General features: G+C 60.0%; 21 protein-coding genes. 11 read left to right on the top strand and 10 right to left on the bottom strand.

The genetic code is table 11. The features are described 5' to 3' along the window. Positions 1–37 precede the first annotated feature (37 nt). Both J8G15_RS15590 and J8G15_RS15595 read left to right on the top strand, forming a co-directional pair. Positions 38–1,318, top strand: coding sequence for an AAA family ATPase (locus J8G15_RS15590; protein WP_210543216.1), 1,281 nt, complete (start codon positions 38–40; stop codon positions 1,316–1,318). 138 nt (positions 1,319–1,456) lie between these two features. Further along, positions 1,457–2,179 (top strand): DNA adenine methylase, encoded by a 723-nt coding sequence (locus J8G15_RS15595; protein ID WP_240538573.1) that lies wholly within the window; start codon positions 1,457–1,459, stop codon positions 2,177–2,179. Between the two features lie 436 nt (positions 2,180–2,615). On the opposite strand, the gene J8G15_RS15600 is transcribed toward J8G15_RS15595, so the two are convergent. The 3 genes from J8G15_RS15600 to J8G15_RS15610 all read right to left on the bottom strand — a co-directional run bounded on the left by J8G15_RS15600 (position 2,616) and on the right by J8G15_RS15610 (position 7,433). Beyond that, positions 2,616–3,716, bottom strand: coding sequence for an NAD(P)-dependent alcohol dehydrogenase (locus J8G15_RS15600; RefSeq protein WP_210543218.1), 1,101 nt, complete (start codon positions 3,714–3,716; stop codon positions 2,616–2,618). A gap of 101 nt (positions 3,717–3,817) precedes the next feature. After that, complete coding sequence (locus J8G15_RS15605) at positions 3,818–4,552, bottom strand: tRNA-uridine aminocarboxypropyltransferase (protein WP_210543220.1); 735 nt, start codon at positions 4,550–4,552, stop codon at positions 3,818–3,820. Positions 4,553–4,718: 166 nt separating this feature from the next. Further along, the gene (locus J8G15_RS15610; protein WP_210543222.1) at positions 4,719–7,433 is read right to left on the bottom strand and encodes a DEAD/DEAH box helicase; all 2,715 of its coding nucleotides are present in this window, start codon (positions 7,431–7,433) and stop codon (positions 4,719–4,721) included. A gap of 215 nt (positions 7,434–7,648) precedes the next feature. Here J8G15_RS15610 and J8G15_RS15615 point away from each other — a divergent pair, with 215 nt between their 5' ends. Then, positions 7,649–8,332, top strand: coding sequence for a dienelactone hydrolase family protein (locus tag J8G15_RS15615; protein WP_210547616.1), 684 nt, complete (start codon positions 7,649–7,651; stop codon positions 8,330–8,332). A gap of 63 nt (positions 8,333–8,395) precedes the next feature. Here J8G15_RS15615 and J8G15_RS15620 read toward each other — a convergent pair whose 3' ends face one another. Continuing rightward, on the bottom strand, positions 8,396–8,911 hold the full coding sequence (locus tag J8G15_RS15620) for a bacteriohemerythrin (protein ID WP_210543224.1): 516 nt from the start codon (positions 8,909–8,911) through the stop codon (positions 8,396–8,398). 451 nt (positions 8,912–9,362) lie between these two features. On the opposite strand from J8G15_RS15620, the gene J8G15_RS15625 reads away from it, so the two are divergent. The 5 genes from J8G15_RS15625 to J8G15_RS15645 all read left to right on the top strand — a co-directional run bounded on the left by J8G15_RS15625 (position 9,363) and on the right by J8G15_RS15645 (position 14,003). After that, complete coding sequence (locus J8G15_RS15625) at positions 9,363–10,001, top strand: TetR/AcrR family transcriptional regulator (protein WP_210543226.1); 639 nt, start codon at positions 9,363–9,365, stop codon at positions 9,999–10,001. 82 nt (positions 10,002–10,083) lie between these two features. Further along, the gene (locus tag J8G15_RS15630; protein ID WP_210543227.1) at positions 10,084–11,067 is read left to right on the top strand and encodes an MDR family oxidoreductase; all 984 of its coding nucleotides are present in this window, start codon (positions 10,084–10,086) and stop codon (positions 11,065–11,067) included. 455 nt (positions 11,068–11,522) lie between these two features. Beyond that, positions 11,523–12,386 carry an amidohydrolase family protein gene (locus J8G15_RS15635; protein WP_210543229.1) on the top strand — a complete coding sequence of 288 codons (864 nt, stop codon included), beginning with the start codon at positions 11,523–11,525 and terminating at the stop codon, positions 12,384–12,386. Positions 12,387–12,390: 4 nt separating this feature from the next. Further along, positions 12,391–12,807 (top strand): hypothetical protein, encoded by a 417-nt coding sequence (locus tag J8G15_RS15640; RefSeq protein ID WP_210543231.1) that lies wholly within the window; start codon positions 12,391–12,393, stop codon positions 12,805–12,807. Beyond that, a complete protein-coding gene (locus tag J8G15_RS15645; protein WP_210543233.1) occupies positions 12,804–14,003 on the top strand; it encodes a cytochrome-c peroxidase in 1,200 nt (399 codons plus the stop codon). The genes J8G15_RS15640 and J8G15_RS15645 overlap by 4 nt, the downstream gene beginning before the upstream one ends. Positions 14,004–14,126: 123 nt before the next feature. Here the strand turns inward: J8G15_RS15645 and J8G15_RS15650 are convergent. Then, positions 14,127–15,316, bottom strand: a protein-coding gene (locus J8G15_RS15650) for an IS3 family transposase (RefSeq protein WP_210542005.1) whose coding sequence is annotated in 2 segments (ribosomal slippage) — positions 14,127–15,058 and positions 15,058–15,316 — 1,191 coding nt in all. Because the reading frame shifts where the segments join, the coding sequence is not laid out codon by codon here. Between the two features lie 102 nt (positions 15,317–15,418). On the opposite strand from J8G15_RS15650, the gene J8G15_RS15655 reads away from it, so the two are divergent. After that, a protein-coding gene (locus J8G15_RS15655) for an IS3 family transposase (RefSeq protein WP_370627429.1) occupies positions 15,419–16,557 on the top strand; the annotation gives its coding sequence in 2 pieces (ribosomal slippage) (positions 15,419–15,668 and positions 15,668–16,557; 1,140 coding nt in all). Here J8G15_RS15655 and J8G15_RS15660 read toward each other — a convergent pair. Both J8G15_RS15660 and J8G15_RS15665 read right to left on the bottom strand, forming a co-directional pair. Then, the gene (locus J8G15_RS15660) at positions 16,507–16,866 is read right to left on the bottom strand and encodes a hypothetical protein (protein WP_210543237.1); all 360 of its coding nucleotides are present in this window, start codon (positions 16,864–16,866) and stop codon (positions 16,507–16,509) included. The two genes, J8G15_RS15655 and J8G15_RS15660, sit on opposite strands and share 51 nt — an antisense overlap. Positions 16,867–16,919: 53 nt before the next feature. Beyond that, on the bottom strand, positions 16,920–17,597 hold the full coding sequence (locus J8G15_RS15665) for a nitroreductase family protein (protein WP_240538321.1): 678 nt from the start codon (positions 17,595–17,597) through the stop codon (positions 16,920–16,922). 165 nt (positions 17,598–17,762) lie between these two features. On the opposite strand from J8G15_RS15665, the gene J8G15_RS15670 reads away from it, so the two are divergent. Further along, positions 17,763–18,662, top strand: coding sequence for a LysR family transcriptional regulator (locus tag J8G15_RS15670; protein WP_210543239.1), 900 nt, complete (start codon positions 17,763–17,765; stop codon positions 18,660–18,662). 29 nt (positions 18,663–18,691) lie between these two features. Here the strand turns inward: J8G15_RS15670 and J8G15_RS15675 are convergent, their stop codons facing one another. Together J8G15_RS15675 and J8G15_RS15680 are read right to left on the bottom strand one after the other, a co-directional pair. Beyond that, positions 18,692–19,291 carry a DUF1439 domain-containing protein gene (locus tag J8G15_RS15675; RefSeq protein WP_210543241.1) on the bottom strand — a complete coding sequence of 200 codons (600 nt, stop codon included), beginning with the start codon at positions 19,289–19,291 and terminating at the stop codon, positions 18,692–18,694. Positions 19,292–19,345: 54 nt separating this feature from the next. Beyond that, on the bottom strand, positions 19,346–19,726 hold the full coding sequence (locus tag J8G15_RS15680) for a VOC family protein (RefSeq protein ID WP_210543243.1): 381 nt from the start codon (positions 19,724–19,726) through the stop codon (positions 19,346–19,348). Positions 19,727–20,075: 349 nt separating this feature from the next. On the opposite strand from J8G15_RS15680, the gene J8G15_RS15685 reads away from it, so the two are divergent. Further along, positions 20,076–21,035, top strand: coding sequence for a hypothetical protein (locus J8G15_RS15685; RefSeq protein WP_210543245.1), 960 nt, complete (start codon positions 20,076–20,078; stop codon positions 21,033–21,035). A 14-nt stretch (positions 21,036–21,049) separates the two neighbouring features. Here the strand turns inward: J8G15_RS15685 and J8G15_RS15690 are convergent, their stop codons facing one another. Next, positions 21,050–23,023, bottom strand: coding sequence for an ATP-binding cassette domain-containing protein (locus J8G15_RS15690; protein ID WP_210543246.1), 1,974 nt, complete (start codon positions 23,021–23,023; stop codon positions 21,050–21,052). Between the last annotated feature and the right edge of the window lie 10 nt (positions 23,024–23,033).

Here is a 23,033-nt window from a genome sequence, read left to right on the forward strand (position 1 = left end):
CCAAATAACCGTTTACACAAAACTTCTTACACCCTCAGTGATTTTTTTGAGTTTAAAGCGACTCTTTCCAATCGCAGATCGAGACTATAAAGAAATAGATCTCGATTATTTGAAAGCCCCTGAGAACGAGTTCATTGCACTAACCAACGAGCTGCTAAATCGCAACTCGACTCAAGCCACAGGCACTCACGGAACAATTGCTTCTGCCGTTGCTCATGGTGACAACTACAACCATGAGTCAGTCTCTGCGGGCGAAGACAATGCGGGTCAGATCATCATGGCGCTGCTGTTCTTCAAAAAACTCAAAGCGGAATATGCCGACTACAAAGGTGGTTTGCTGCTGATTGATGAGGCTGATGCTGGCTTGTTTCCAACTGCTCAAGTCAACCTGCTGAAGATTCTTGAACGTGAATGCAAGAAGCTCAATTTGCAGGTGGTTATGACGTCTCACTCACCTGTCATGATTGAGTACGCATACGAGCAAAGTCAGCACAAATACAGTAAAAAGTTCAAAACCGTCTATTTGAGCAATACGTATGGATCTGTTCAGGTCATGCATGATTGGTCTTGGGCGAAGACTAGCGCCGACATCCACACGAGAACTGTCAGCGCAGGACCAACAGCTATCCTTCCGAGCGTCAATGTTTATTTTGAAGACAAAGAGGCTGAGGATTTCTTCGCGGCATTAATTTTCCGGCAGCCAATTAGGAAATTTTCTAATCCGATGTCGGGCATCAAGATGGGTTGCACAAATTACGTGTATTTGCTTGATAAAAAAGTGCCAGAATTTACCGTGAATAGTGTTGTTTGTTTAGACGAAGACGCCAAGTCACTCGTCAAGGGAAAAGGGTTTAAAACTGTCGTTCTTCTCCCCGGAGATTTGCCGCCAGATCAGCTGATTTTTGAGCATCTTTACAACTTGCCTGCTGATGATTTTTTTTGGAAAAACAACTTGCAGTTTTCCCGCGAAGTCTTTACCAATTCAGCTGGCCGCGAGGCAATTAGGGAGTTGGGCATCATTGGTAACGTAGTGAATCTTAAAGAGCGTCTTGCTGCTTACCGTGGAAACAAGATAAAACGGGCTATTTTCAAGAATTTTTATAATTCTGTTGATTTCCAATTGCTGGTCGCCTCGAGTGTTAAACCGCTCAACGCGTGGCGGCATTGGGTTGAAAATAATCCGCAGGCAACTAACGTATTCTTGGAAAAATTCAAGGAAGTGCTATTCGGCGTCATGAAAGAGGGCTACGCCGTGGACGATGCCAAACTAACCGCGCTGCAAATCAAACTGAAGAAGGTGCCTGATGTTCTCAAATAGGCTTTACAGCCCACTGCGCTACCCCGGCGGAAAAGCGCCTTTTGCGCCGTTCATTGCCAAGGTAATGGAGGTCAATGGCGTATCGGGGGGCATTACCTGGAGCCCTACGCGGGCGGAGCGGGGGTTGCCCTCGATCTGCTGTTTCATGGACATGCAAGCCATATTCATATCAACGATGCAGACCCCGCAGTGTTTGCATTTTGGGTTTCTGTGACGCAGCACTCTGCGGAATTGCTTGAGTTGCTGGCATCGACGCCTATCACTATCGAAGAATGGTTCAAGTGGCGTTCGGTACTGCGCGAAGACTGCCAAGCCAGCTTGGTCGAAAAGGGGTTTGCTACCTTGTTCATGAACAGAACCAACCGTTCTGGTATTTTGAAAGCGGGCGTCATTGGTGGGAAGAACCAGGAAGGAGCCTACAAACTGGATGCCCGCTTCAAAAAGGATGTCATTACCGCACGCATTAAGGAAATCGCTAAACGTGCAAATAAGATTACCGTGTACTGTGAAGATTCTTTGGCTCTTCTGAAACGTGGCAAAGAGTTTCTGCCGAAAAAGTCGCTGATCTATCTTGACCCGCCTTACTATGTCAAAGGCAAGGGTCTGTACCGAAACTATTACGAGCACGACGATCATGTTGCGATCGCGAAAACTATCAATGCTAAAGGCTTCAAGCGGCATTGGGTCGTGTCTTATGACAATGCAGACGAAATCCGCGCCATGTACCAACTCGTCAACTCGAAAACATACGGGCTCAATTACACGGCCCAACGGCGTTACGTAGGCAATGAAGTCATGTTTTTTAGCCAAGACCTAATTATTTCTGATGACGATATCCCACAGACAAAAAAAGTCGCTTGATGGCTATTGATTTGGCGGAGAAAGGAATCACCGTTGGCAAGTTGGCAAGTTGGCAAGTGAGGATTTAAGGTCATGGGAATTCCATACGGCTACCTCTTAAGTCAATGTAACCTCCGCTGCTCTGAAGCAGCCATTACCGAATGACTGCAGATGGCCTCTGGTCGCTATAAGACGGTGCCAATTTGGAGGTTGGCCTACCACCCGTAGCCGATCACCAAGCTGTTTTTGGCTTCAATTGCGAAGAATGCTAGCAACGAAAAAAGACACGGAGGTCCGCCACTATGCGTGGTCAACTACATGCTATTTCCTCAGGTCCATCCGCTCACGCCGCAACAACTTGATCGACAGAGGTCTGCAGTGAATTTGCCCTTAACCTTGATAGGTTGTGAGTATCTGAGCGTGCCCATTTGCCCACGATATAGCAGAGAAACCCGCCTTACCAAGGCTTGATCGCCACCTTCAGCACGCCATCGCGTTGGTGCGAAAATAGGTCGTAGGCTTCCACGATGTCGTCGAGTTTGTAGTGGTGCGTCACCATGACACCCAAGTCCAGCCGGCCCGACGCCACAATATTCATGAGCCTGCGCATTCGCTCTTTACCGCCGGGGCACAAGGCGGTGTTGATGCGGTGGTCGCCTAGCCCCGCGGCAAAGGCGCCTAGGGGAATGGTGAGATCGGAGGAGTAAACGCCCAGGCTCGACAAAGTGCCACCGGGTTTGAGCACGCGCAATGCCGACTCGAATGTGCCCTGCGTTCCCAGCGCCTCGATGGCCGAGTCCGCACCACGCCCGCCGGTGAGCTTCATCACCTCAGCCACCACGTCACAGTTGTTGAAATTGAGCGTGACATCAGCCCCCAGTTTTTTGGCAATGCCCAAGCGGTGGTCGTTGCCGTCCACACCAATGATGGTGGACGCCCCCAGTAAACGGGCACCTGCCGTGGCGCACAGGCCAATGGGGCCTTGCGCAAAAATCACCACTGTGTCCCCGATCCGAATGTTGGCGTTCTCTGCGCCTTTGAAACCGGTGGACATGATGTCGGGGCACATCAGCACTTGCTCATCGGTCAGACCGTAGGGAATGGGGGCGAGGTTGGCTTGCGCGTCGGGCACCAACACGTACTGCGCCTGGGTGCCGTCAATCAGGTTGCCAAAGCGCCAGCCGGCCGTGGCTTTGTAGCCGTGGCAGCCGCACAGGCCTTGGCCCACCAGGTAGCTGCCGTCTTGCGACGCAAGACCATCTTGCGCGGCATAGGAATTGAAGTTGGGGCAAATGGCTCCGGCAATCACGCGCTGGCCCTCGGTGTAGCCTTGCACGGCGCTGCCCAATTTTTCGATCACGCCCACCGGCTCGTGGCCCACGGTCAGGCCTTTGGCCACCGGGTACTCGCCTTTGAGGATGTGCACGTCGGTGCCACAAATGGTGGTGGTGGTGATGCGCACCAAGGCGTCGTTGGGCCCCACATTGGGAATCGGCTTGTCGGCCAACTCAATGCGACCCGGGGAAACAAATACGGCGGCTTTCATCATGGCGGTCATGTCAACTCCTTTTAGACAATGGGTTGTTGTGGTTCAACCTCTGTCATTAAGCGCGCTGAACCGCCTGCCGTCTGTTTTGAATGGCCCTCGTTTGACGCGTATCAAGTGATGAGGCTGCGCAACTGCTGATGGGCAACACCCTCTAGGTCGGCTGGGAGTTGGTTCTTGGCTTGCAGGTAATGGTGAGTGAACACATCGAGATACGTCTCCAATGTTTGCGCCGCCCGTGTCTCGCCAGCCAAGTCTAGGCACAGGCCTGCGACTTCGGATGTGCAAAAGTGGTCATCGCGTCGGGACCGGCGCAGCTTGTAACGCGATAGCTGCTCGGGGTGCAGACTGAGCACAGGAAAACGATCCAAATAAGGGCTTTTGCGAAACATCTTGCGTGCCTCGGGCCAGGTGGCGTCCAGCAACACAAACAAGGGGCGCTTGACCACTGAGCCAGTCGGAGCCACCGAGGTTTGTACCTCGGTGACGACCCGCTCAGGGGTCACAAACTCACCCGGAAACACCACATAGGGCTGCCACTGCGGGTCGGCCAGCAGGGTCAGCAACGCGGGGTCGACCAACGTGCGCGCCCAGCCAAAGGCAAACGTGTCGGGGACCACATCGGCAATCAGCCAGCCGGTGTTGCTGGGTTTGAGCGGCTCAATGTCGGCCATCAGCAGGCACACCCCGGCGCGTGTCGGCACGACAGGGTGCAAGGCGCAGATGCAGTGGCTCGGCACCAGCCGGCAACCCGCGCAACGCTCGCCACGCGGCCCGCCACGGGCCAGAAAAGGTTTGGAGCTGCGCGCAAGGCGGGCAGCGCGCAGGCGAGAGACGGCGTGGGGCATGGCGAGGAGTCTAGCTTGGCGTGAATACACAGTTTTCAAAACACGAACTGCTGCGTATTCGATAACTACCTGCGCATATAAAACATGGGTCAGAGCCCTAAAAGGCACGCAATCGGCGGTGCGGCTTCCCATTGGGTACCAGCGCGAAGTTGCGCCCCCCGCAACGTCAACCCACCCCGCTCGCCGGTGTCAGCGGCGCCAGCAGGGCGCCCAGGTCTTCTTCGTTGAACTTGAGAGCGCCCTCTGCGTCATGCCCCAGCACCCCTTGCGCCAGCGCCAGTTTGCGGGCCTGCAGCTCCAGCATGCGCTCCTCGATGCTGCCCTCCACCACCAGTTTGTAGACAAACACGGGCTGGTCTTGCCCAATGCGGTGGGCGCGGGCAGTGGCTTGCTCTTCCACGGCCGGGTTCCACCACGGGTCCAGGTGGATCACGGTGTCCGCTGCGGTCAGGTTCAGGCCCACGCCACCGGCTTTCAGGCTCACCAAAAACACGGGCGCTGCACCAGCTTGAAACTGCTGCACCACCGCGCCGCGCTGCTTGGGTGGCGTCTTGCCGGTGAGGCTGAGAAAGGGCAACTGCAGCGCTTGCAATTGCTCGGCCACCAGCTCCAGAAACTCAGTGAACTGTGAGAACACCAGCACCCGGCGCCCCTCCTCCACCAGCGCGGGAAGTATCTCGCCCAGCAGCTCCAATTTGGCGCGCTCCATGTCGCCGCAAGACTCTATTCCCTTCACCAAGCGCGGGTCGCAACACACTTGGCGCAGCTTGAGTAGCGCATCCAGAATGCTGATCTGCGCCCCATCAAAGCTCTGGCGTTGCAGCACGCGGCGCACCTGTTTGTCGGCAGCGGTGCGCACGGCTTCGTACAGCTCGCGCTGCTGGCCTTGCAACTGCACGCGCTGAATTACCTCGGTGCGCGGGGGCAACTCACTCGCGACATCTTGCTTGCGCCGGCGCAAGATGAAAGGGCGCACGCGCTGGGCCAGCAGTTGGGCGCGCACCGTTTCGCCGTTCTCTTCAATCGGTTTGCGCCAACGGGTATTGAAGCTGCGCACATCGCCTAGAAAACCGGGCATCAAAAAATCAAATTGGGACCACAGTTCGCCCAGGTGGTTTTCCAGCGGGGTGCCGGTCATGCACAGCGGGTGGCGCGCCTGCAGGCGGCGCAGGGCGCGGGCGCTGCGGCTGCCTGCGTTCTTGACCATCTGCGCCTCGTCCAGAATCAGCAGGTGAAAGCGCTGTGTGGCCAAGGCGTTGACGTCGCGCCACAGCAGCGGGTAGGTGGTCAGCACCAAGTCATGGGTGGCCATCTGCGAAAACAGTTTGGCGCGGTCTGCGCCCTGCAGCGTGAGCACGCGCAAATCTGGCGCCATGCGCTGCGCCTCAAGCTGCCAGTTGAACACCAGCGAGGTGGGCACCACCACCAACGTGGGCCGGTCCATGCGGCCACTCTGTTTTTCCACCAGCACATGGGCCAGCGCCTGCGCGGTTTTTCCCAGGCCCATGTCATCGGCCAAGATGCCGCCCAGGTGTTGCGCCCGCAGGTACTGCAGCCACGCTAAACCTTCTAACTGGTAGCCGCGCAATTGCACCTGCAGGCCCACCGGGGCACTCACCGGCTGCGGGGTGCCGATGGTTTTCAGGCGTTGGGCCAAGCTGGCCAATCCCGCATCGCCTTCCAGTTGCCAGCCTCCTTGCGGGCCGACGCGGTGGGCTTCCACCAGGGCGCTGCGCAAGGCGTCCATTCGGCGTGCCTCCCAGGCCCCCAGATGCAGCGGCTCGCCGGGCTGGCGGCCACGCTGAGGGTCGGTCAGCAAATCGACCATCGCGCCAATGATGGCTTTCAGTGGCGCGGCCAGCGCGTCAATGCGCCTCCCGCCCGGTGCGCGCAGCGAGATCAGTGCCTGGTCGTCAATGGCCGCCATCTTGGCGGCATTGAGCCAGCGCGGGTCGCGCTTGAGCAGGTCGGCTAGCAGCGGTGCCAGGTCCAGCATTTCGCCGTCAATCTCAATGCCCAGGCTCAGCAACCAGGCGCCTTCGCGCTCGGGCAGATGCAGCTTTTGCACCGGGCGCTCGCGCTCTGCCAGCGGCCCATCCAGTTCCTTGCCCAGCACCTCACCCGTGTCGGGCTGCACGATCAACTTCCAGCGTGTCACCCCCACACTTTCATGGGCAAAGCCGGGCTGCACCACCACCTGCCAGCCCAGCGCCTGCAGGCGCGGCACTTGCTCGGCCCAAAAATCACCAAAGAACGCTTCTTGCGACAGCGTCCACACTGCGCCCAGCGTGGGCATGCCGGCCTCGCCTTCTTCCCGATGGCGCCACTGCAACTGCTGCGTCGACACCGGCAGCAAGCCCAGCTCCCAGACCAGGTCCATGGCATCGGCTTCGGCCGCCAGGTCGCGCTGCATGCGCCGTACCGGGCCGCCTGTGTCATACAGATCTTGCACGGCAGAGGGTCGGCTGTTGAGCACTGAGGTAGGGGCAGGTGTTTGCCATTGCGCGCCACCGCCCGTGCCGTCATCGGTGCGGTAAGTCCAGTCAATTTGGACCAATGTCACGCTACTCCCCCGCGCGGCCAGTTTGCCGTGGGGTTTGAGACCCAGCAGGCCCTCGCCCCGACCCAGGGTTTGCAGGGTGATGCGCGGGCGAAAGTGGCCCACCACGGTGCCCACCTCTGTGGTGGGCAAATCAAGTGGCGTGGACTCTGCGCCGGCTTGGTCGCGTAGCAAGGCCATCACATGGGCGGCATCCGCATCCAGCAGCGGGGGCAGGCTTTTCAGGGTAGCCGCATCGGCCTGGCTGAGCAGCGCAGCCACCCACGCGGCAATGGTCTGCGCGCGTCGGGGGTTGGCTGGGGGTTTTGCACTGCGGGTCATGCGCCGATGCTAAGGGGTGAATCCAATCAAGCCGGGGCGCGGGTGCCGGCCTCTGAAGGTTTCTTGCCCGGTGTGTCCAAAATTAGTCCCCTTTAGATCTCACCCGACTGCCCCGCTGCCACGTTGATCTATCCCCCTGCCGTTCAGCAGGGTGTCCCTATCGGCGGAGAATGAGGTGCAACATTCATTGACCAACAGGAGTAGTTATGGGAAATATGGTGACTTTTCAGCGCCCGGACGGCAAGGCTGTGCAGGGCTATCTGGCCGAACCGGCCCAACCCAATGGTGCACCCGCCATTGTGGTGATTCAGGAATGGTGGGGCTTGAACGACCAGATTCGCGGCGTGGCCGACCGCCTGGCACTGGCCGGCTTTCAGGCGCTGGTGCCTGACCTGTACCGCGGCAAAGCCACGGTGGAGCAAGAGGAAGCGCACCACCTCATGACCGGGCTCGACTTCGGTGACGCCGCCGGGCAAGACATACGCGGTGCGGTTCAATATTTGAAGACCCGTGCCCCCAAGGTCGGGGTCACTGGCTTTTGCATGGGCGGCGCGCTCACGCTGCTGGCGCTCACCCAATCGCCCGAGATCGATGCCGGCGTGGTCTGGTATGGCTGCCCACCGCTGGAGTACATCGACGCCACCAAAATCACCGCGCCGCTGCAAGGCCACTGGGCCACGCAAGACGAGTTCTTCAAGATCGACACCATTGATGCGCTGCAAGAGAAGTTGACCGCCGCTGGCGTGGGGTTTGATTTCCATCGCTACCTGGCCCACCACGCCTTTGCGAATGAGACTGCCGCCGGCCCAGGCCGCATTCCCGCCACCCAATACGACGCTGTCTGGGCGCAACAAGCCTGGGATCGCACCCTTCGCTTCTTTGGTAAACATTTGGGCTAGCGCGCCTCCGCCCCACCCCGAGCACTCCCGCATGGGCCCGGTTGAAGTTGGCCCCGTGAATTGCTAGCGGTGTGGCGCAGTGCCATGGACACCGGCGCTGCGCTTGCGGCCGAACAAGCGGACGAAAAAACCGCCGGACTCCTGGGTGGGCTGCAACACCGCTGGGGTTGGCGTCGGCTGGTTGGCATACCATTTTCCGAAACGCAGGTCGTGCGTCATGATGTGACCAATCAGCCACTTGTTCAGGAACCGGCGCAGCTCCTGGACGCGGTCCTCGTTCCACGCCTCGCCGTTGCCCAAAAAGTCCGCCACCTGGGCGCCAAACTCTTCATGCAACTTCAAATGTTGCTCAAAAGCGGGGTAGCCGCTTTTCTCCATCAAGGCTTGCTCGTTGGTGAAATGCGTCACCACATAGTCCAGCCACTCCTCCACGGTTTGGTCCACTGAGTCGAGATGCAGCGCACGGACCAGCGTGAACAAGTGCCGATGCTCCTGGTCCACCTGACCCACACCAATCTTGAACCCATCACGCCACTCGATGACGTAGGGTGCTTTCTTCAACTCTGCTGCTTCCGCCATGGGGCTTCCTTCTTTTTGAATGACATCACGACCCGGCCGGGCCACCAGTTACCCCCTGCGTGCTGGCACCCTGCAGGGGAGGTCCAAGTGGCCTGACCAATCCATGGCAAAACTTTACGCTGCAATGCAGCAAAAGATCAGCCCCGCCTGACCGTTTCTGCGACTTCATTGCGCCACATCAATCCGATTCAGCCCGCCTGAAACCGCCCGCAACGCGGAGACGCCGAAACCAACCCCGATTTGTGTGCCAAATTAGCCTCCAGCGCCAGTGAAGCAAGCGCAATATGCTATTCATTCAATAGCAACGTATCTCCCTGCGCCGGTCACCTCGTTGCTGCGCGCTGCCGTGGCAGGGCCAGCCCACCTTGGCCTGCCCGCGTCCCATGCCCCGCGCGACACCTCCAACCGCCTTTTATTGACTTTATAAGACGATCGGTCTAATATCGGCGGAATGGAAGTTCTGCTCTCAACACCCCCTCGTCGGGGTCGCCCTCCAAAATCGCGTGACGGCGTGGTGGAGACGCGCGAGTTGCTGCTGCGTGCGGGGTTGGAGGTGCTGACTGAAAAAGGATTTTCGGCAGCAGGCTTGGACGAAATTTTGCGTCGCGGTGGCGTGCCAAAAGGCTCGTTTTATCATCACTTTGAGAGCAAAGAAGCCTTTGGCGCCGAGCTGATTGAGCGTTACTCCGCTTATTTTGTGCGCAAAATCGAACGCCATCTGGGCGATACCAGCCTGTCACCCCTTCAGCGGCTGCGCCGCTTTGTTGCGGATGCCCATGCCGGCATGGCCCGCCACGACTTTCGGCGCGGCTGCCTCATTGGCAACCTCGGTCAAGAAATGGGCACCCTGCCGGAAAGCTTTCGGGCTCGGCTGCTCGATGTGTTTGCCGATTGGCAGACCCGTTTTGCCCGCTGCCTCAGGGCCGCGCAAGACGCGGGTGAACTCTCTCGCCAAGCCGATTGCGATGAGCTCGCCGCCTTCTTCTGGATTGGCTGGGAAGGCGCGGTTTTAAGAGCCAAGCTGGAGCGCAGCGGCGCGCCGCTAGACCTGTTTGGGCGCGTGTTTTTTGCCAGATTGCCCCCCGGCTAACTTTTTTTAGATTTTTAAAGACGATCAGTCTAAATCTTAAAATTTTTGCAACCATCAATTTTTCAACCCCAAGGAGACCCCCATGTTCAAAGGCATCTTGATCGAAAAAGACGAGTCCGGCTACCGCGCTTCCCTCAAAGACATTGACGAAACGCAGCTGCCCGAGGGCGACGTCACCGTGCGCGTCAGCCACTCCACCCTCAACTACAAAGACGGCTTGGCCATCACCGGCAAAGCGCCGGTGGTGCGCAAATTCCCCATGGTGCCGGGCATTGACCTGGCGGGCACCGTGGAGCACAGCGAGCATCCTGACTACAAGGTCGGCGACGCGGTGCTGCTCAACGGCTGGGGCGTGGGTGAAGGCCACTGGGGCGGTCTGGCGCAAAAAGCCCGGGTGAAAGGCAACTGGCTGGTGCCGCTGCCAACCGCCTTCTCGCCACAGCAGGCCATGTCCATCGGCACCGCCGGCTACACCGCCATGCTGTGTGTGCTGGCCCTGGAGCGCCAAGGCGTCAAGCCCGCCGATGGTGAAATTTTGGTCACCGGCGCAGCAGGTGGTGTGGGCAGCGTCGCCATTGCGGTGCTCAGCCAACTCGGCTACACCGTGGTGGCCGTGAGCGGCCGCCCCGAAGAGTCCGATTACCTTAAAGGACTGGGCGCGGTAGAAGTGTTGGAGCGCGCCCAGTTTTCAGCGCCAGGCAAACCCATGGGCAAAGAGCGCTGGGCGGGCGCGGTCGATGTGGTGGGCAGCCACACCCTGGCCAACGTCTGCGCCACCACCAAGTATCGCGGTGTGGTCACCGCCTGCGGGTTGGCCGGTGGCATGGATTTTCCGGCGTCGGTCATGCCGTTCATCCTGCGCGGCGTCACCTTGGTGGGCGTGGACAGTGTCATGTGCCCGCAAGCTGATCGACTGGAAGCCTGGCAACGCCTGGGCACGGATCTGGACCTGGCCAAACTCGGCGTCATCAGCCGTGATATCGGCCTCAGTGAAGTCGTGCCCGTGGCCACCCAGCTGCTCAACGGCGAAGTCAAAGGCCGTGTGGTGGTGGACGTGAGTCGCTGATTTGCAGTAACTACTCAGGTCTGCCATTTTTTTGTAGGTCGGGTGAGCCCAAGGCATCACCCGGCACCTGCGATAACGGGCCGGCGCGATCAATCGGGTGACGCAAGTCAAAGAATGCTTTGACTTAAGGTGATGGGTGCCAATGATGGCTGTTGTACCGAAGGTGCCAGTGGTGCTTTCGGCGCAGCGATTCTCGGGAGTTTTCCCCCACTCACTCCCGCCGGGCGAGAGAGGGTTGGGGTGAAAGTGGGGGTTACAGCGCAAGAATTGCTGCACATTAAATAGCCACCAATTTGCAAGCCAAATAGAGCTCTAGCCCACACGAAATATCCGCATATCGCTATCTAAAGCGTAGCAATTTGGCGTTGACTTACACCCTGTGGATTGCAAGGGGTGGGCCACTTCTTATATGCTGGTGGGCAAGATTTTTACCCCAGGCTAGCATAGGAGATCCCATGACCCGCCAGACCCCGCACCCCCTCGCCCTGCGCCGACGCGACTGGCTATTGGGCACTGCTGCCGGACTCACTGGCTTTGGCCAGGCACAGGCTGCCGACGCGGCGCCCCTGCCCATCTTTGACGCCCACCTGCACTACAGCCACGACGCTTGGGAAACCCTTCCGCCCAAAGACGCCATCGCGCTTCTGCGCAAAGCCGGTCTGAAGCGCGCCATGGTCTCCAGCAGCAGCGACGAGGGCACCCAGATGCTGTTTGCCGAAGCGCCTGATCTCATCATCCCCTCACTGCGGCCCTACCGCCAGCGCGGCGAGTTGTCCACCTGGATGCACGACGCCACCGTGGTCGGCATGTTGGAGCAGCGTCTGGCCAAGTACCGCTACGCCGCCATTGGCGAATACCACATCTACGGCAAAGACGCTGACTTGCCCGTCATACGCAAGGTGGTGGGGTTGGCAAAAAAGCACCGCATCTTCCTGCACTCGCATTCGGACGCAGATGCCATCGAACGCCAGTTTCAGCAAGACCCCAGCGCCCGCATTCTCTGGGCGCACTCCGGCTTTGACGCCCCCGACAAAGTAGGAGCCATGCTCGCCCGCTTTCCCAATCTGTGGTGCGATCTGGCCTTTCGCAGCGACCACGCCACCATGGGGCGCATTGACCCCAACTGGCGAAAAGTCTTCATCGCCTACCCTGACCGCTTTGTGGTCGGCACTGACACCTTCACCCCCGAGCGCTGGTACTACATTGGCGAGCACGCCAACTGGACGCGCACCTGGCTCACTGGTTTGCCCACTGAGGTGGTCGAGCGCATTGCCTACCGCAACGGCGAAGCGCTGTTCGCGTCGCTGCTGAAGGCCTGACGACGTGGCAACACGCCCCCAGTGGCAAGCCGTCCGCGCTCTTGCCGTGGCTGCCGTGTGCATCAGCGCCCTCGCGGCGCACGCGGCCACCTGCCCGTTGCCCGCAGACACACCATCGCTCATGACCACCGGGCCGGTGCAAGCCACTTGGTCCACCGAGCCGGCCTTTCCCACGGTGGGCGAACCGTTTGTGATGCAACTCACCCTGTGCCCCGCCTCGGCGCAGTTGGTGAAAGTGGATGCCGAAATGCCCGACCACCGCCACGGCATGAACTACCAACCCAGCTTCATCGCACAGGGTGACGGCCAGTGGCGAGTCGAGGGCATGGTCTGGCACATGGCCGGGCGCTGGCTGCTGAAAGTGGATACCCGCTGGGACGGCAGCCCGCACCGCCTGACGCAGTCAGTGCAGTTGAAGTGACTCGCCCCCCTTTGAGACGGCGTTGGCTCAAACCCCTGATGTTGGGCGCAGCGCTGCTGGCCGCCATGACGTGGCTGACCCTGCCTGCCTCCAGTCAGCCCCAGCAACCGCCCTCGACTGCCGCGCCAGCCGGGCTGCTCGAATTTACCGCCGACGAGCGGGCGCAGATCGTGGCGCATGGCCCCTGGCCGCCTGTGGTGCGCCCCGATGCCTCTAACCGCGTAGCCACCCAGGCCACGGCGGTTCAATGGGGCGTCTCGCTGTTTTTTGATGCGCGCTTGTCGGGCAATGGCAAGTTGGCCTGCGCCAGTTGCCACCAGTCGGCCCGGGCCTTTCAAGACGGTTTGCCGACCGCCGTGGGCCGCCTCAACGGTCGGCGCAACACGCCCAGCCTGCTCGACAGCGCCCAGGCGCGCTGGTTAGGCTGGGGTGGCAGTCACGACTCTTTGTGGGCGGCCAGCCTGACCCCGCTGCTTGACGACGGCGAAATGCACCAAACCCTCACCAGCCTGGGTGAGCGCCTGCGCAACACGCCCGAGTTGGCCCAGGGCTACCAAGCCGCTTTTGGGCAAGCGCTGCCCAGCGACGATGCCACGTTGGCTGTGGATGTAGCCAAGGCCCTGGCCGCCTACCAAAGCACGCTGGTGTCGACGCGCACCCCGTTTGACGATTTCCGCGACGCTCTTAGCCGTGGCGACGCCCAAGCCGCCGTCAGCTACCCCCTCGCTGCCCAGCGCGGCCTGCGCCTGTTCATCGGGGAGGGGCGTTGCACCGTGTGCCATGCCGGCCCGCGCTTTAGCAACGGCGAGTTTGCCGACATTAGTGTGCCCTTTTTTGTACCGGGCGGTGTGGATTCAGGCCGCTACAGCGGGTTACAGCAACTGCTGCGCAGCAACTACAACCGCCTGGGGAAATTCAACGACGCGGGCGGCAAAGACCCCAGCGCCGTTGGCACCCGCCACGTCATTCTTGAGCCGCGCCACTTTGGTGAATTCCGGGTGCCGGGCTTGCGCCACCTGAGCGAGACCGCGCCCTACATGCACAACGGCAGCCTGGCCCGCATTGAAGACGTGGTACAGCACTACTCCGATCTCAACGAAGACCGCCTGCATGCCGACGGCGAACGCATCCTGCGGCCCTTGCACCTCAGCCCCCACCAAGCCGCCGACCTGGCCGCTTTTTTGCGCAGTCTGTGAGCGGCAAAAAATCAAGTGCCAAATGGGACCGCAGCCCCCACCGCTGCAACGGCGGCGAAGCGCTTCATTCAGGGATGGCTCAAAATTGACCTTGCCCCTGGAATCCGTATCCCATAACCGAGATCATGAGTTGGCTTGCTTGGGCTGATTAGCAAGCCAGTTTTGCTCGAACCGCACCGGGCTGACGTAGGCCAGTGTCGAATGCAGTCGAGTCCGGTTATACCAAAGCATCCAAGCAATCGTTTCATCCTTTGCCTCCCGCTGAGTCTTGAACTTCTGTCCGTATAACCGTTCCACCTTCAATGATCCAAACAGCGTCTCGCTGCAGGCGTTGTCCCAACAGTTGCCGCGCCGGCTCATTGAACTGGTGATGTCGTACTCCTTGAGCACTTCCCGGAAGTCCTTGCTGGCGTACTGACTGCCGCGGTCGCTATGGAACATCAGGCCAGCCTGCTTGCCCGGATGCCGCTTGAACCATGCCATGCGCAGCGCATCAATGACGATGTCCCGCGTCATTTCCTCTCGTAACGACCAGCCCACTACTTGGCGGCTGAACAGGTCAATCACCACGGCCAGAAACAACCAGCCTTCGTCCGTGGCGATGTACGTGATGTCACCCACCCAGACCTTGTCGGGTGCTGCCACATCGAACTCCCGGTTGAGCAGGTTGGGTGAGATCGCTAGATCGTGATTGCTATCGGTGGTGACCTTGAAGCGCCGCTTTCCCTTGGCACGGATGCCGTGCAACTGCATGAGCTTTTGCACGCGCTCTTTGCCCACACGGATGCCACGGGCAAGCAGCTCCTTCCAGGTGCGTGGCCAGCCGTAGCCGCCTCGCGTCTCGGCATGGATGGCCTTGATGTGCACCAGCAAGGCGTCATCGCTCAGGTGGCGGAGCTGGGCCGGACTGGCCAGTCGCACAAAGTGTTCGTGGTACCCGGCGATGCTCACCCCCAGTACGCGGCACTGTACCGAGATCGGCCATGTGCTGCGGTGGCGCTGGATGAAGGCGTACTTCAAATCGATCCCTTTGCGAAGTACGCCGTCGCTTTTCCCAGAATGTCACGCTCCATCTTCACACGCGCCAGCTCGGCCCGCAACCGGCTGATCTCCATCTGCTCGGCGCTGACCAATACCTTGCTGTCAGCTCCCTTGAGCTGGCCCTGGCGCTGCGCCTTGACCCAATTGAACAACGTCTGGTCGACCACTCCCAGCGTGCGTGCCGCGGCTGCAATGCTCTGGCCACCTTCGACCAGTCGAACTGCTTCTTGCTTGAATTCGAGCGTGTAGCGCGCTCTTGCTGTCTTCGTCATTTCCGTTCTCCTTGCGTGAATTTACACACTCAGCAAGGGATATGGACTGCACCCGCTTCAATAGACACCTGTTAAGGTCGAAATTGAACTGGAGAGTTAGTCATGAAGAGAGTCAGATACCCAGCGGAATTCAAAGCTGAGGCAGTCAAGCAAGTGACCCAGCGCGGTCACGGGGTAGTGGATGTGGCCAAGCGCCTTGGCATGTCGGACAAAAGCCTCTACCTTTGGGTTCGCCTTGCTCAACAGCAGCAAGGCGTTGGTAGTGGTGAAAACGCTTCGCTCAAGGCAGAGGTGTCCCGCCTCAAGGCTGAACTCAAAAGGGCCAACGAGGAGCGTGACATCCTAAAAAAGGCCGCAACGTACTTTGCCAAACTGTCCGGGTGAAGTACGCATTCATGGCAGCGCATCAAAGCCAGTTTCGCGTGAGCAGCATGTGCCGGGTGCTTCGGATTCAGCGCAGCGGCTACTACGCCTGGAAGACTAGGCCAAAGTCATCGCGCAGCCTGGCCGATGAATCCCTATTGCTAAACATCAAACAGTCCTTTGAGGACAGTCTGGGTATCTACGGCAGCCCACGCGTTCACTGTGACCTGCGTGAGGCCGGTATTGCATGTGGCGAGAAACGTGTGGCACGCCTGATGCGTCAAGCTCAACTGCGCTCTGTGCGTGGCTATAAGCGTCCACGCTACAGGATTGGGATGCCAGCCACCACCGCACCCAATCGGTTGCAACGGGAATTCACAGTCGCCCAGGTCGACCAGGTTTGTGTCACTGACATCACTTATATACGCACCCACGAGGGCTGGCTGTATTTGACCGTTGTGATTGACCTGTACTCACGCTCCGTCGTGGGCTGGTCCATGAATTCCACCATGGCCACCGAGCTGGTGCTGGACGCGCTGATGATGGCCGTGTGGCGCAGGCGCCCGAAGACCCCGGTGATGATTCATTCGGACCAGGGCAGCCAGTTTGGTAGTGATGATTTCAACCGCTGGTGCAAAGACAACCAGTTGGTGCCCAGCATGAGTCGCCGGGGAAACTGTTGGGACAATGCAGTTGCAGAGTCCTTCTTCAGCAGCTTGAAGAAGGAACGAATCAAGCGGCGTATCTATGCTTCCCGACAGGAAGCCAAGTCCGACGTGTTTGATTACATAGAGGGTTTTTACAATCGAGTCCGCAGGCACAGTCACCTAGACCAACTGAGCCCGCTGGCATTCGAGCAGCTTCGAACTGGAAGCTGAAATTTGTCTACGAAAGCGGGTGAAGTCCAATACGTTTTTCGAGGGCAAGGTCACTTTGTTGGCGCCGCGGTTTTGCAATTGCTTGACTTGGGTGGCGCTGAAGTTGCGCAGGCCGGGGTCGGCGTCAATGTCCGGATTGCGGAAAGTGGCCGCCATTTTGGCCAGGTCAAGCTTGGCCGCTGAACCATAGTACGAGACCCACGGCGCGGCGTTGGCAAAGCCACGGTTGGGGTTGACGGGGACGGTGGGCGTGGTGTCAGACCCACCGCCACAGGCACCCAATGCGCCTGCCACGGCGATGAGCAGCACGGTGTTGAACCAGCGGGCCACCCCGAGGTGGGAGTGGAGACGAGCGGGGGCGATCAGACTTCGGTGATGAACTGCTCGCGGGGGCGGCGAATTTTGGTGAGGTTCACCAGCCAGTCTTTGTCAGCCTCGCGGTAGCCCAGGGGCAGAATGGCGACGCTGCGCAGGCCGCGTTCGCGCAGGTTCAAAATCTCGTCCAGCGCTTTGGGGTCGAAGCCTTCCATGGGGGTGCAGTCGACTTCTTCAAAGGCGGCGGCCATCATGGCGGCGCTCAGGCCAATGTAGGCTTGGCGGGCGGCGTGTTCAAAATTCACCTCGGCAGCGCGCTGGGGGTACATTCCCAGCAGCATGTTGCGGTAGTTTTCCCAGCCTTCGTTTTTGGTGCCGCGCACGGAGTTGGTCAGGTCAAACATCATGTTGATGCGTTCCACGGTGTAGTTGTCCCAGGCGGCAAACACCAGCAGGTGCGAGCCGTCGGTGATTTGGCCTTGGTTCCAGGCGATGGGTTTGATGCGCTCGCGTACTTCCTTGCTGGTCACCACAATGATTTCGTAGGGCTGCAAGCCGCTGGAGGTAGGCGCCAGGCGGGCGGCTTCCAGAATGCGTTCTACCTTGTTTTGCGGCACGGCTTTGGACGCGTCCAATTTTTTAGCGGCGTAGCGCCACTGCAGGCGCTCGATGAGCGCGTCTGATGCCATTTCTTGGTCGGCAGCGATGGGGGTGACTTGGGTCATGAAACAGCTTTCTAAGGGTTGTGGAGGGCACGAGACGTCACAGCGGTGTGACACTTTTAATGCGATGCATGGAATGTAGGGGTCATGGCGTTGCTTGAGAAGGCCTAATAAAGCACAATTGAGTTGTATAAATAGCAACAATAAAACCTGCCAAGCCGCACCACCATGCTGAATCCCCAACTGCTGACCACCTTTTCCGCCATCGTGAGCGCGGGCAGTATCAGCGCGGCAGCCACGCGCTTGGGCTGTGGCAAATCCGTCATCTCCCGTCAACTGTCCCGCCTGGAGTCCGACTTGGGTGCGCGGCTGATTCAGCGCACCACGCGCAAGCTGACGCTGACCGAGGTGGGCAAAGTGGTGTTGCTGGAGGCGCAGCAGATTGACCGGGCGTTGAACAACGTCGCGCAAATCTCAGGCCAGTTTCAGCAAGAGGTGCGCGGGCCGCTGCGGGTGGCCTGCCCGCGCCCACTGGGACAGCGCCATTTGGTGCCCTTAATTACCGAGTTCACCCGCCTGCACCCTTTGGTGGAGGTGACCCTGCTGGTGGAAGACCGCATGACCGACTTGGTGGCCGAGCAGATTGATGTGGCCCTTCGCGCCGCCAATCTGGAAGACTCCACGTTGGTGGCCCGCAAGCTGGCCGACAACCCCCGCACTTTGGTGGCGTCTCCGTCCTATCTGGCGCGGGCGGGTGTGCCCAAGACGCCGAGCGACTTGACCCAGCACGAATGCCTGCTGTGGACGCGCGACAACCGGGTTTACGACGAATGGCCGTTCACCCTGGACGGGGTGACCGAGCGGGTGCGCGTGCAGGGTCGCATTCATGTGAACGACGGCATGGCGCTGGCCGCCACCGCTTGCGCCGGGGCTGGTATCACCCTGATGGATCGCTTGCTGGTGGAGCAAGAGTTGAGCAGCGGCGAACTGGTCGAACTGCTGCCCCAATACAGTCTGGCGCCCGGTCCGTCTATTTATGCCGTGTACCCGGCGCGCCAATGGTTGGCGCTGAATACCTCTACTTTCGTGGAGTTTTTGCTGAACCAGCGTTTTGCGCAGCGGGTGTGACGGGGCCGTGGTGTCCGCCAGTCGCTGCCTTATTGCTGGCCCAGTGGTTTGGGCACAAAACCAATCACCAAGCCCGCGTCTGTCACGGTAATAGTGCCGGGGCGCATGCCCAGGCCATTGGGCAGGGCCAGGTCTTGGGGTTGAAGTTGGTGCACCACCACCTCCAGCAAGGCGCGCTCGGTGAGCGCCGGGCCGTAGCCATTCAGCAGCGCCACCACACCGGGCTGCAGGCTGGGCATGGTGAGGCGTTTGAAGCGCAACTGGTGGGCGCGCACGGTGAGGTCGCTGGCCTCATAACGCAGGGCAAACTCCACCGCCAGTGTGCCTTGGTGGCTGGTGCGCAGCGCCGGGCCGGCCACGTCCACCAGCATCTCGGCACCCAAGCTGTTTTGCGCCGGCAGCATGCGCAAGTGGGGCGCCTGCAGGTCCATATTCAACACCCCCGGTACCGGGTAGCGCAGCGGAAAACGCTCTGCTACCGCCCGCTGCAGTTGGGCCGCAGAGATTTTGTAGCGGGGCAGCGCTGGCGCGTCCTCCTCCGGTTCGGTCGGTGCATCGCCGGACGCAGCCCCCGTCAGTTGGCTCAAGGGCAGGTACAAGGCAAGGGGAAGGAGAGTTCGACGGCGCATGGTGAGAGCTGGGGGAAGGCGTCCACGGCGCTGGGCCATGGACGGCCAAAAGTCTTAAGCGGCTGGGCGGTGCAGCACGCAGATTTTGTTGTTGTCCGGGTCCCGCAGGTAAGCCAGGTACAGCGCCATGCCGCCACCGTCGCGCAGGCCCGGTGGCGCCTCACAGGCCGTGCCGCCGTTGGCCAAGCCCGCCGCATGGAAGGCGTCGGCCTGCTCCGCAGTCTTGGCGTGAAAGCCCAGTGTGCTGCCATTGCCATGGGTGGCGGGTTCGCCGTTGATGGGCGTGGTGATGCCAAAGGTGCCGGTGGGGCTGCGGTAGAAATAGCGATTCTTGTTGGCCACACCTGGGGCAATGCCGAGCGAGCCCAGCGCGGCGTCATAAAACTTTCTGGACACTTCCAGGTCACTCACACCGAACATCACATGACTGAACATAACTTTCTCCGTTGAGGCCCGGGTCTGGGCGGTTTTGATTCGGGGGCATGTTACTTGATAGGCGTCAATGGCGTACGACGCCCGGTTATTTCTATAAATTTAATGCCCCTGGCGTAGGCACACCAAGCGCAAGTTGCTATCAATTGTGTAGTTATTTTGACGCCATTAAGGCGTGGTTAGGGTGTGGTTCAGCGGCTGGAGCTGAGGCCGTTTCGTCGCATCCGTGCTCGATTCGCCGGGGGTTGTCCACGAATCGTTGATCCGGAAATTAAAATCCCACAAAGTCACGCACGCCGCGCCACCGGGCCGGTCCAGCGAATCGCCCCCTTCACACCTTCTGCCCCTCCTGATGAAAAAGATTTCACGATTGCTATTGATCGCGCTGACTTGGTGCGCCGCCGCGGCGGGCGCCCAGCCGCTGTCCTTCGGCTTGATTGGCGACATGCCTTACAGCGATTGGGAGCGCAAAAACCTGCCCTTGTTGATTGATGAGATGGACGGCGAAAATCTGGCGTTTGTGACGCACAACGGTGACATCAAGAGTGGTAGCTCCGTCTGCAGCGACGCCGTGTTCGAGGACGTTCTGAGCGTGTTTCAGGCCTCGAAGACGTCTTTGGTCTATGTGCCGGGCGACAACGAATGGACGGATTGCCACCGCAGAAGCAATGGCCGTTACGACCCCGAAGAACGGCTGGACAAGTTACGCACGCTCTTTTTTCAAGGCGAGCACGCCTTGGGTCAGCGACCGCTGCGCCTCACTCGCCAGAGTAAGGACCCGGCGTTTGCGCGCTACCGGGAAAACGTACGCTGGGAAGCCGGCGGCGCCTTGTTTGTGGGCTTGAACCTGCCCGGCAGCGACAACAACTACGCCGGCGCCACCCCGCACCGTGGGCCAGTGCCCGAATTTTTGCAGCGCAGTGCCGCCAATCGGGCTTGGCTGGCACAGGCCTTTAGCGAGGCGCGTGAGAAGAAGTTGGCGGGTCTGATGGTGGTCATGCAGGCCGACCCCCAATTTGACGAAGCCAATGCGGGACGCCCAACGCCGGGTTACCGGGACTTTCTGACCCAGCTGCGCCAGGAAACCCAGGCCTTCGAGGGGCAGGTCGTGTTGGTGCACGGTGACACCCATTGGCACCAGATCAACCAGCCCATGCTGGACCCGGCCACGCGGCAAGCGGTGAAAAACTTCACGCGCGTGGAGACCTTTGGCTACCCATTTTTTGGCTGGATCAAGGGCACCGTGGATGTGGCCGACCCGCGCGTCTTCCGGTTTGAAGCCCGGCCCTGGCGGGCGAACAAGCCCCCTTAAGACCGGAAATCGACTCAAACCGGGCTGGCGCCCAGTGTTTCCCAGCGCTCCAGCGCGGCCATCAGTTCGTCGTCAATCTGGGCGCTGCGGGTGGCCAGCTTCATGGCGCGGGCGTTGTCCACGGCATACAAGCTGCCATCGGCCAAGGCCTCGCTGATTTCCTTTTGCTCGGATTCCAGCGCGCTGATCGTCTCCGGCAGCACCTCCAGTTCACGTTGCTCTTTGAAGCTGAGCTTGCGTGCTTTGCCGGCCGGGGCGGCTGCCACTGGGGCCTGCGGCACAGCAGACTGGGTTGGCGTTTGCTGCTGTTTTGATAGCTGCTCCCGCTCGTAGTTAAAGGCCTGAGAGCCTTTTTGACCCTTGCTTTCCGCAATTTCGCGTGCACGCTTGGTCTGCAGCAGCCAGTCTTCGACGCCGCCCTCAAACTCACGCCAGCGGGCGTCGCCCTCCCAGGCAATGGTGCTGGTGACCACGTTGTCCAGGAAGGTTCGGTCGTGGCTGACCAAAAACACGGTGCCTTCGTAGTTCTGCAGCAGCTCTTCCAGCAGCTCTAGGGTGTCGATGTCCAGGTCATTGGTTGGCTCGTCCAGCACCAGCACATTGGCAGGGCGAGCAAACAGGCGCGCCAGCAGCAGCCGGTTGCGTTCGCCCCCGCTCAAGGAGCGGACAGGCGAGCGGGCTCGCGCTGGCGAGAACAGAAAGTCGCCCAGGTAGCTCTTGACGTGCTGTTTGCGGTTGCCAATCTCGATCCACTCGCTGCCAGGGCTGATGAAATCTTCCAGCGTCGCGTCTAGGTCCAGCGCGTTGCGCATCTGGTCAAAGTAGGCGACCTGAATGTTGGCGCCTTGGCGCACCGTGCCCCAGGCGCTTTCGCCAGGGCCGGGTTGAGGGGCGTCGGCGGGCGCCGCATCTGGAGCGAGTTGGCCCAGGATCAGCTTTAGCAAGGTTGTTTTTCCGGCGCCGTTGGGGCCCAATAGACCAATTTTGTCGCCGCGCAACACCACGCTGGAGAAGTCCCGCACGATGGCGCGCTCGCCAAAGGTTTTGGACACATGGGTCAACTCAGCCACCAGCTTGCCGCTGACCGCGCCACTGGCCACGTCCAGCTTGACGCTGCCCACGGCTTCACGGCGGGCTTCGCGCGAGGCACGCAGCACGCCCAGCTGGTTGATGCGCCCTTGGGCCTTGGTCCGGCGGGCTTCTACCCCTTTGCGAATCCAGATCTCTTCCTGCGCCAACAGTTTGTCAGCGCGGGCGTTGATCACGGCTTCCTGCGCGGCTTGTTCTGCTTTTTGCACCAGATAGGCGGCAAAATTACCGGGGTAGGACAGCAGCTTGCCCCGGTCCAGCTCAACGATGCGGGTCGCCACGTTGTCCAGGAAGGAGCGATCATGGGTGATGGTGATGATGCTGCCCTTGAAATCGACCAGCAGGCCCTCCAGCCATTCGATCGAGTCCAGGTCCAGGTGGTTGGTCGGCTCGTCCAGCAAAAGAACCTCAGGCTGGGTCACCAGCGCCTGCGCCAACGCGACGCGTTTTTTGGTGCCGCCCGACAGGGTGCTGACGATGGCCTCTGGGTCCAGATGCAGGCGCTGCAGAGTCTCGTTGACCCGCTGCTCCCAGTTCCAGCCGTCCAGCGCCTCGATTTCGCCTTGCATGGCATCCAGATCACCATGACCCAGGCAATACTCTTCAATCAGGTCGATCACCCTTGATAGGCCTTCGCGAACAGCTATGAAAACAGTAGCGTTAGCGTCGAGTTGGGGTTCTTGCGCGACGTAGGCAATGCGGATGCCGCCTTGCACCTGCACGGTGCCGTCGTCCGGTTTTTCAAGCCCGCCCAGTATTTTGAGCATAGAGGACTTGCCCGCGCCATTGCGGCCAATCAGCCCCACGCGCTCCTGGGTTTCAAGGGAAAAACCAGCGTGGTCAAGCAGGGCAACGTGCCCAAATGCCAGCTGGGCGTCAAGTAAAGTGATAAGTGCCATGTGGCGCGCA

It is taken from the genome of Rhodoferax sp. PAMC 29310, assembly GCF_017948265.1.
GTDB lineage: Bacteria > Pseudomonadota > Gammaproteobacteria > Burkholderiales > Burkholderiaceae_C > Rhodoferax.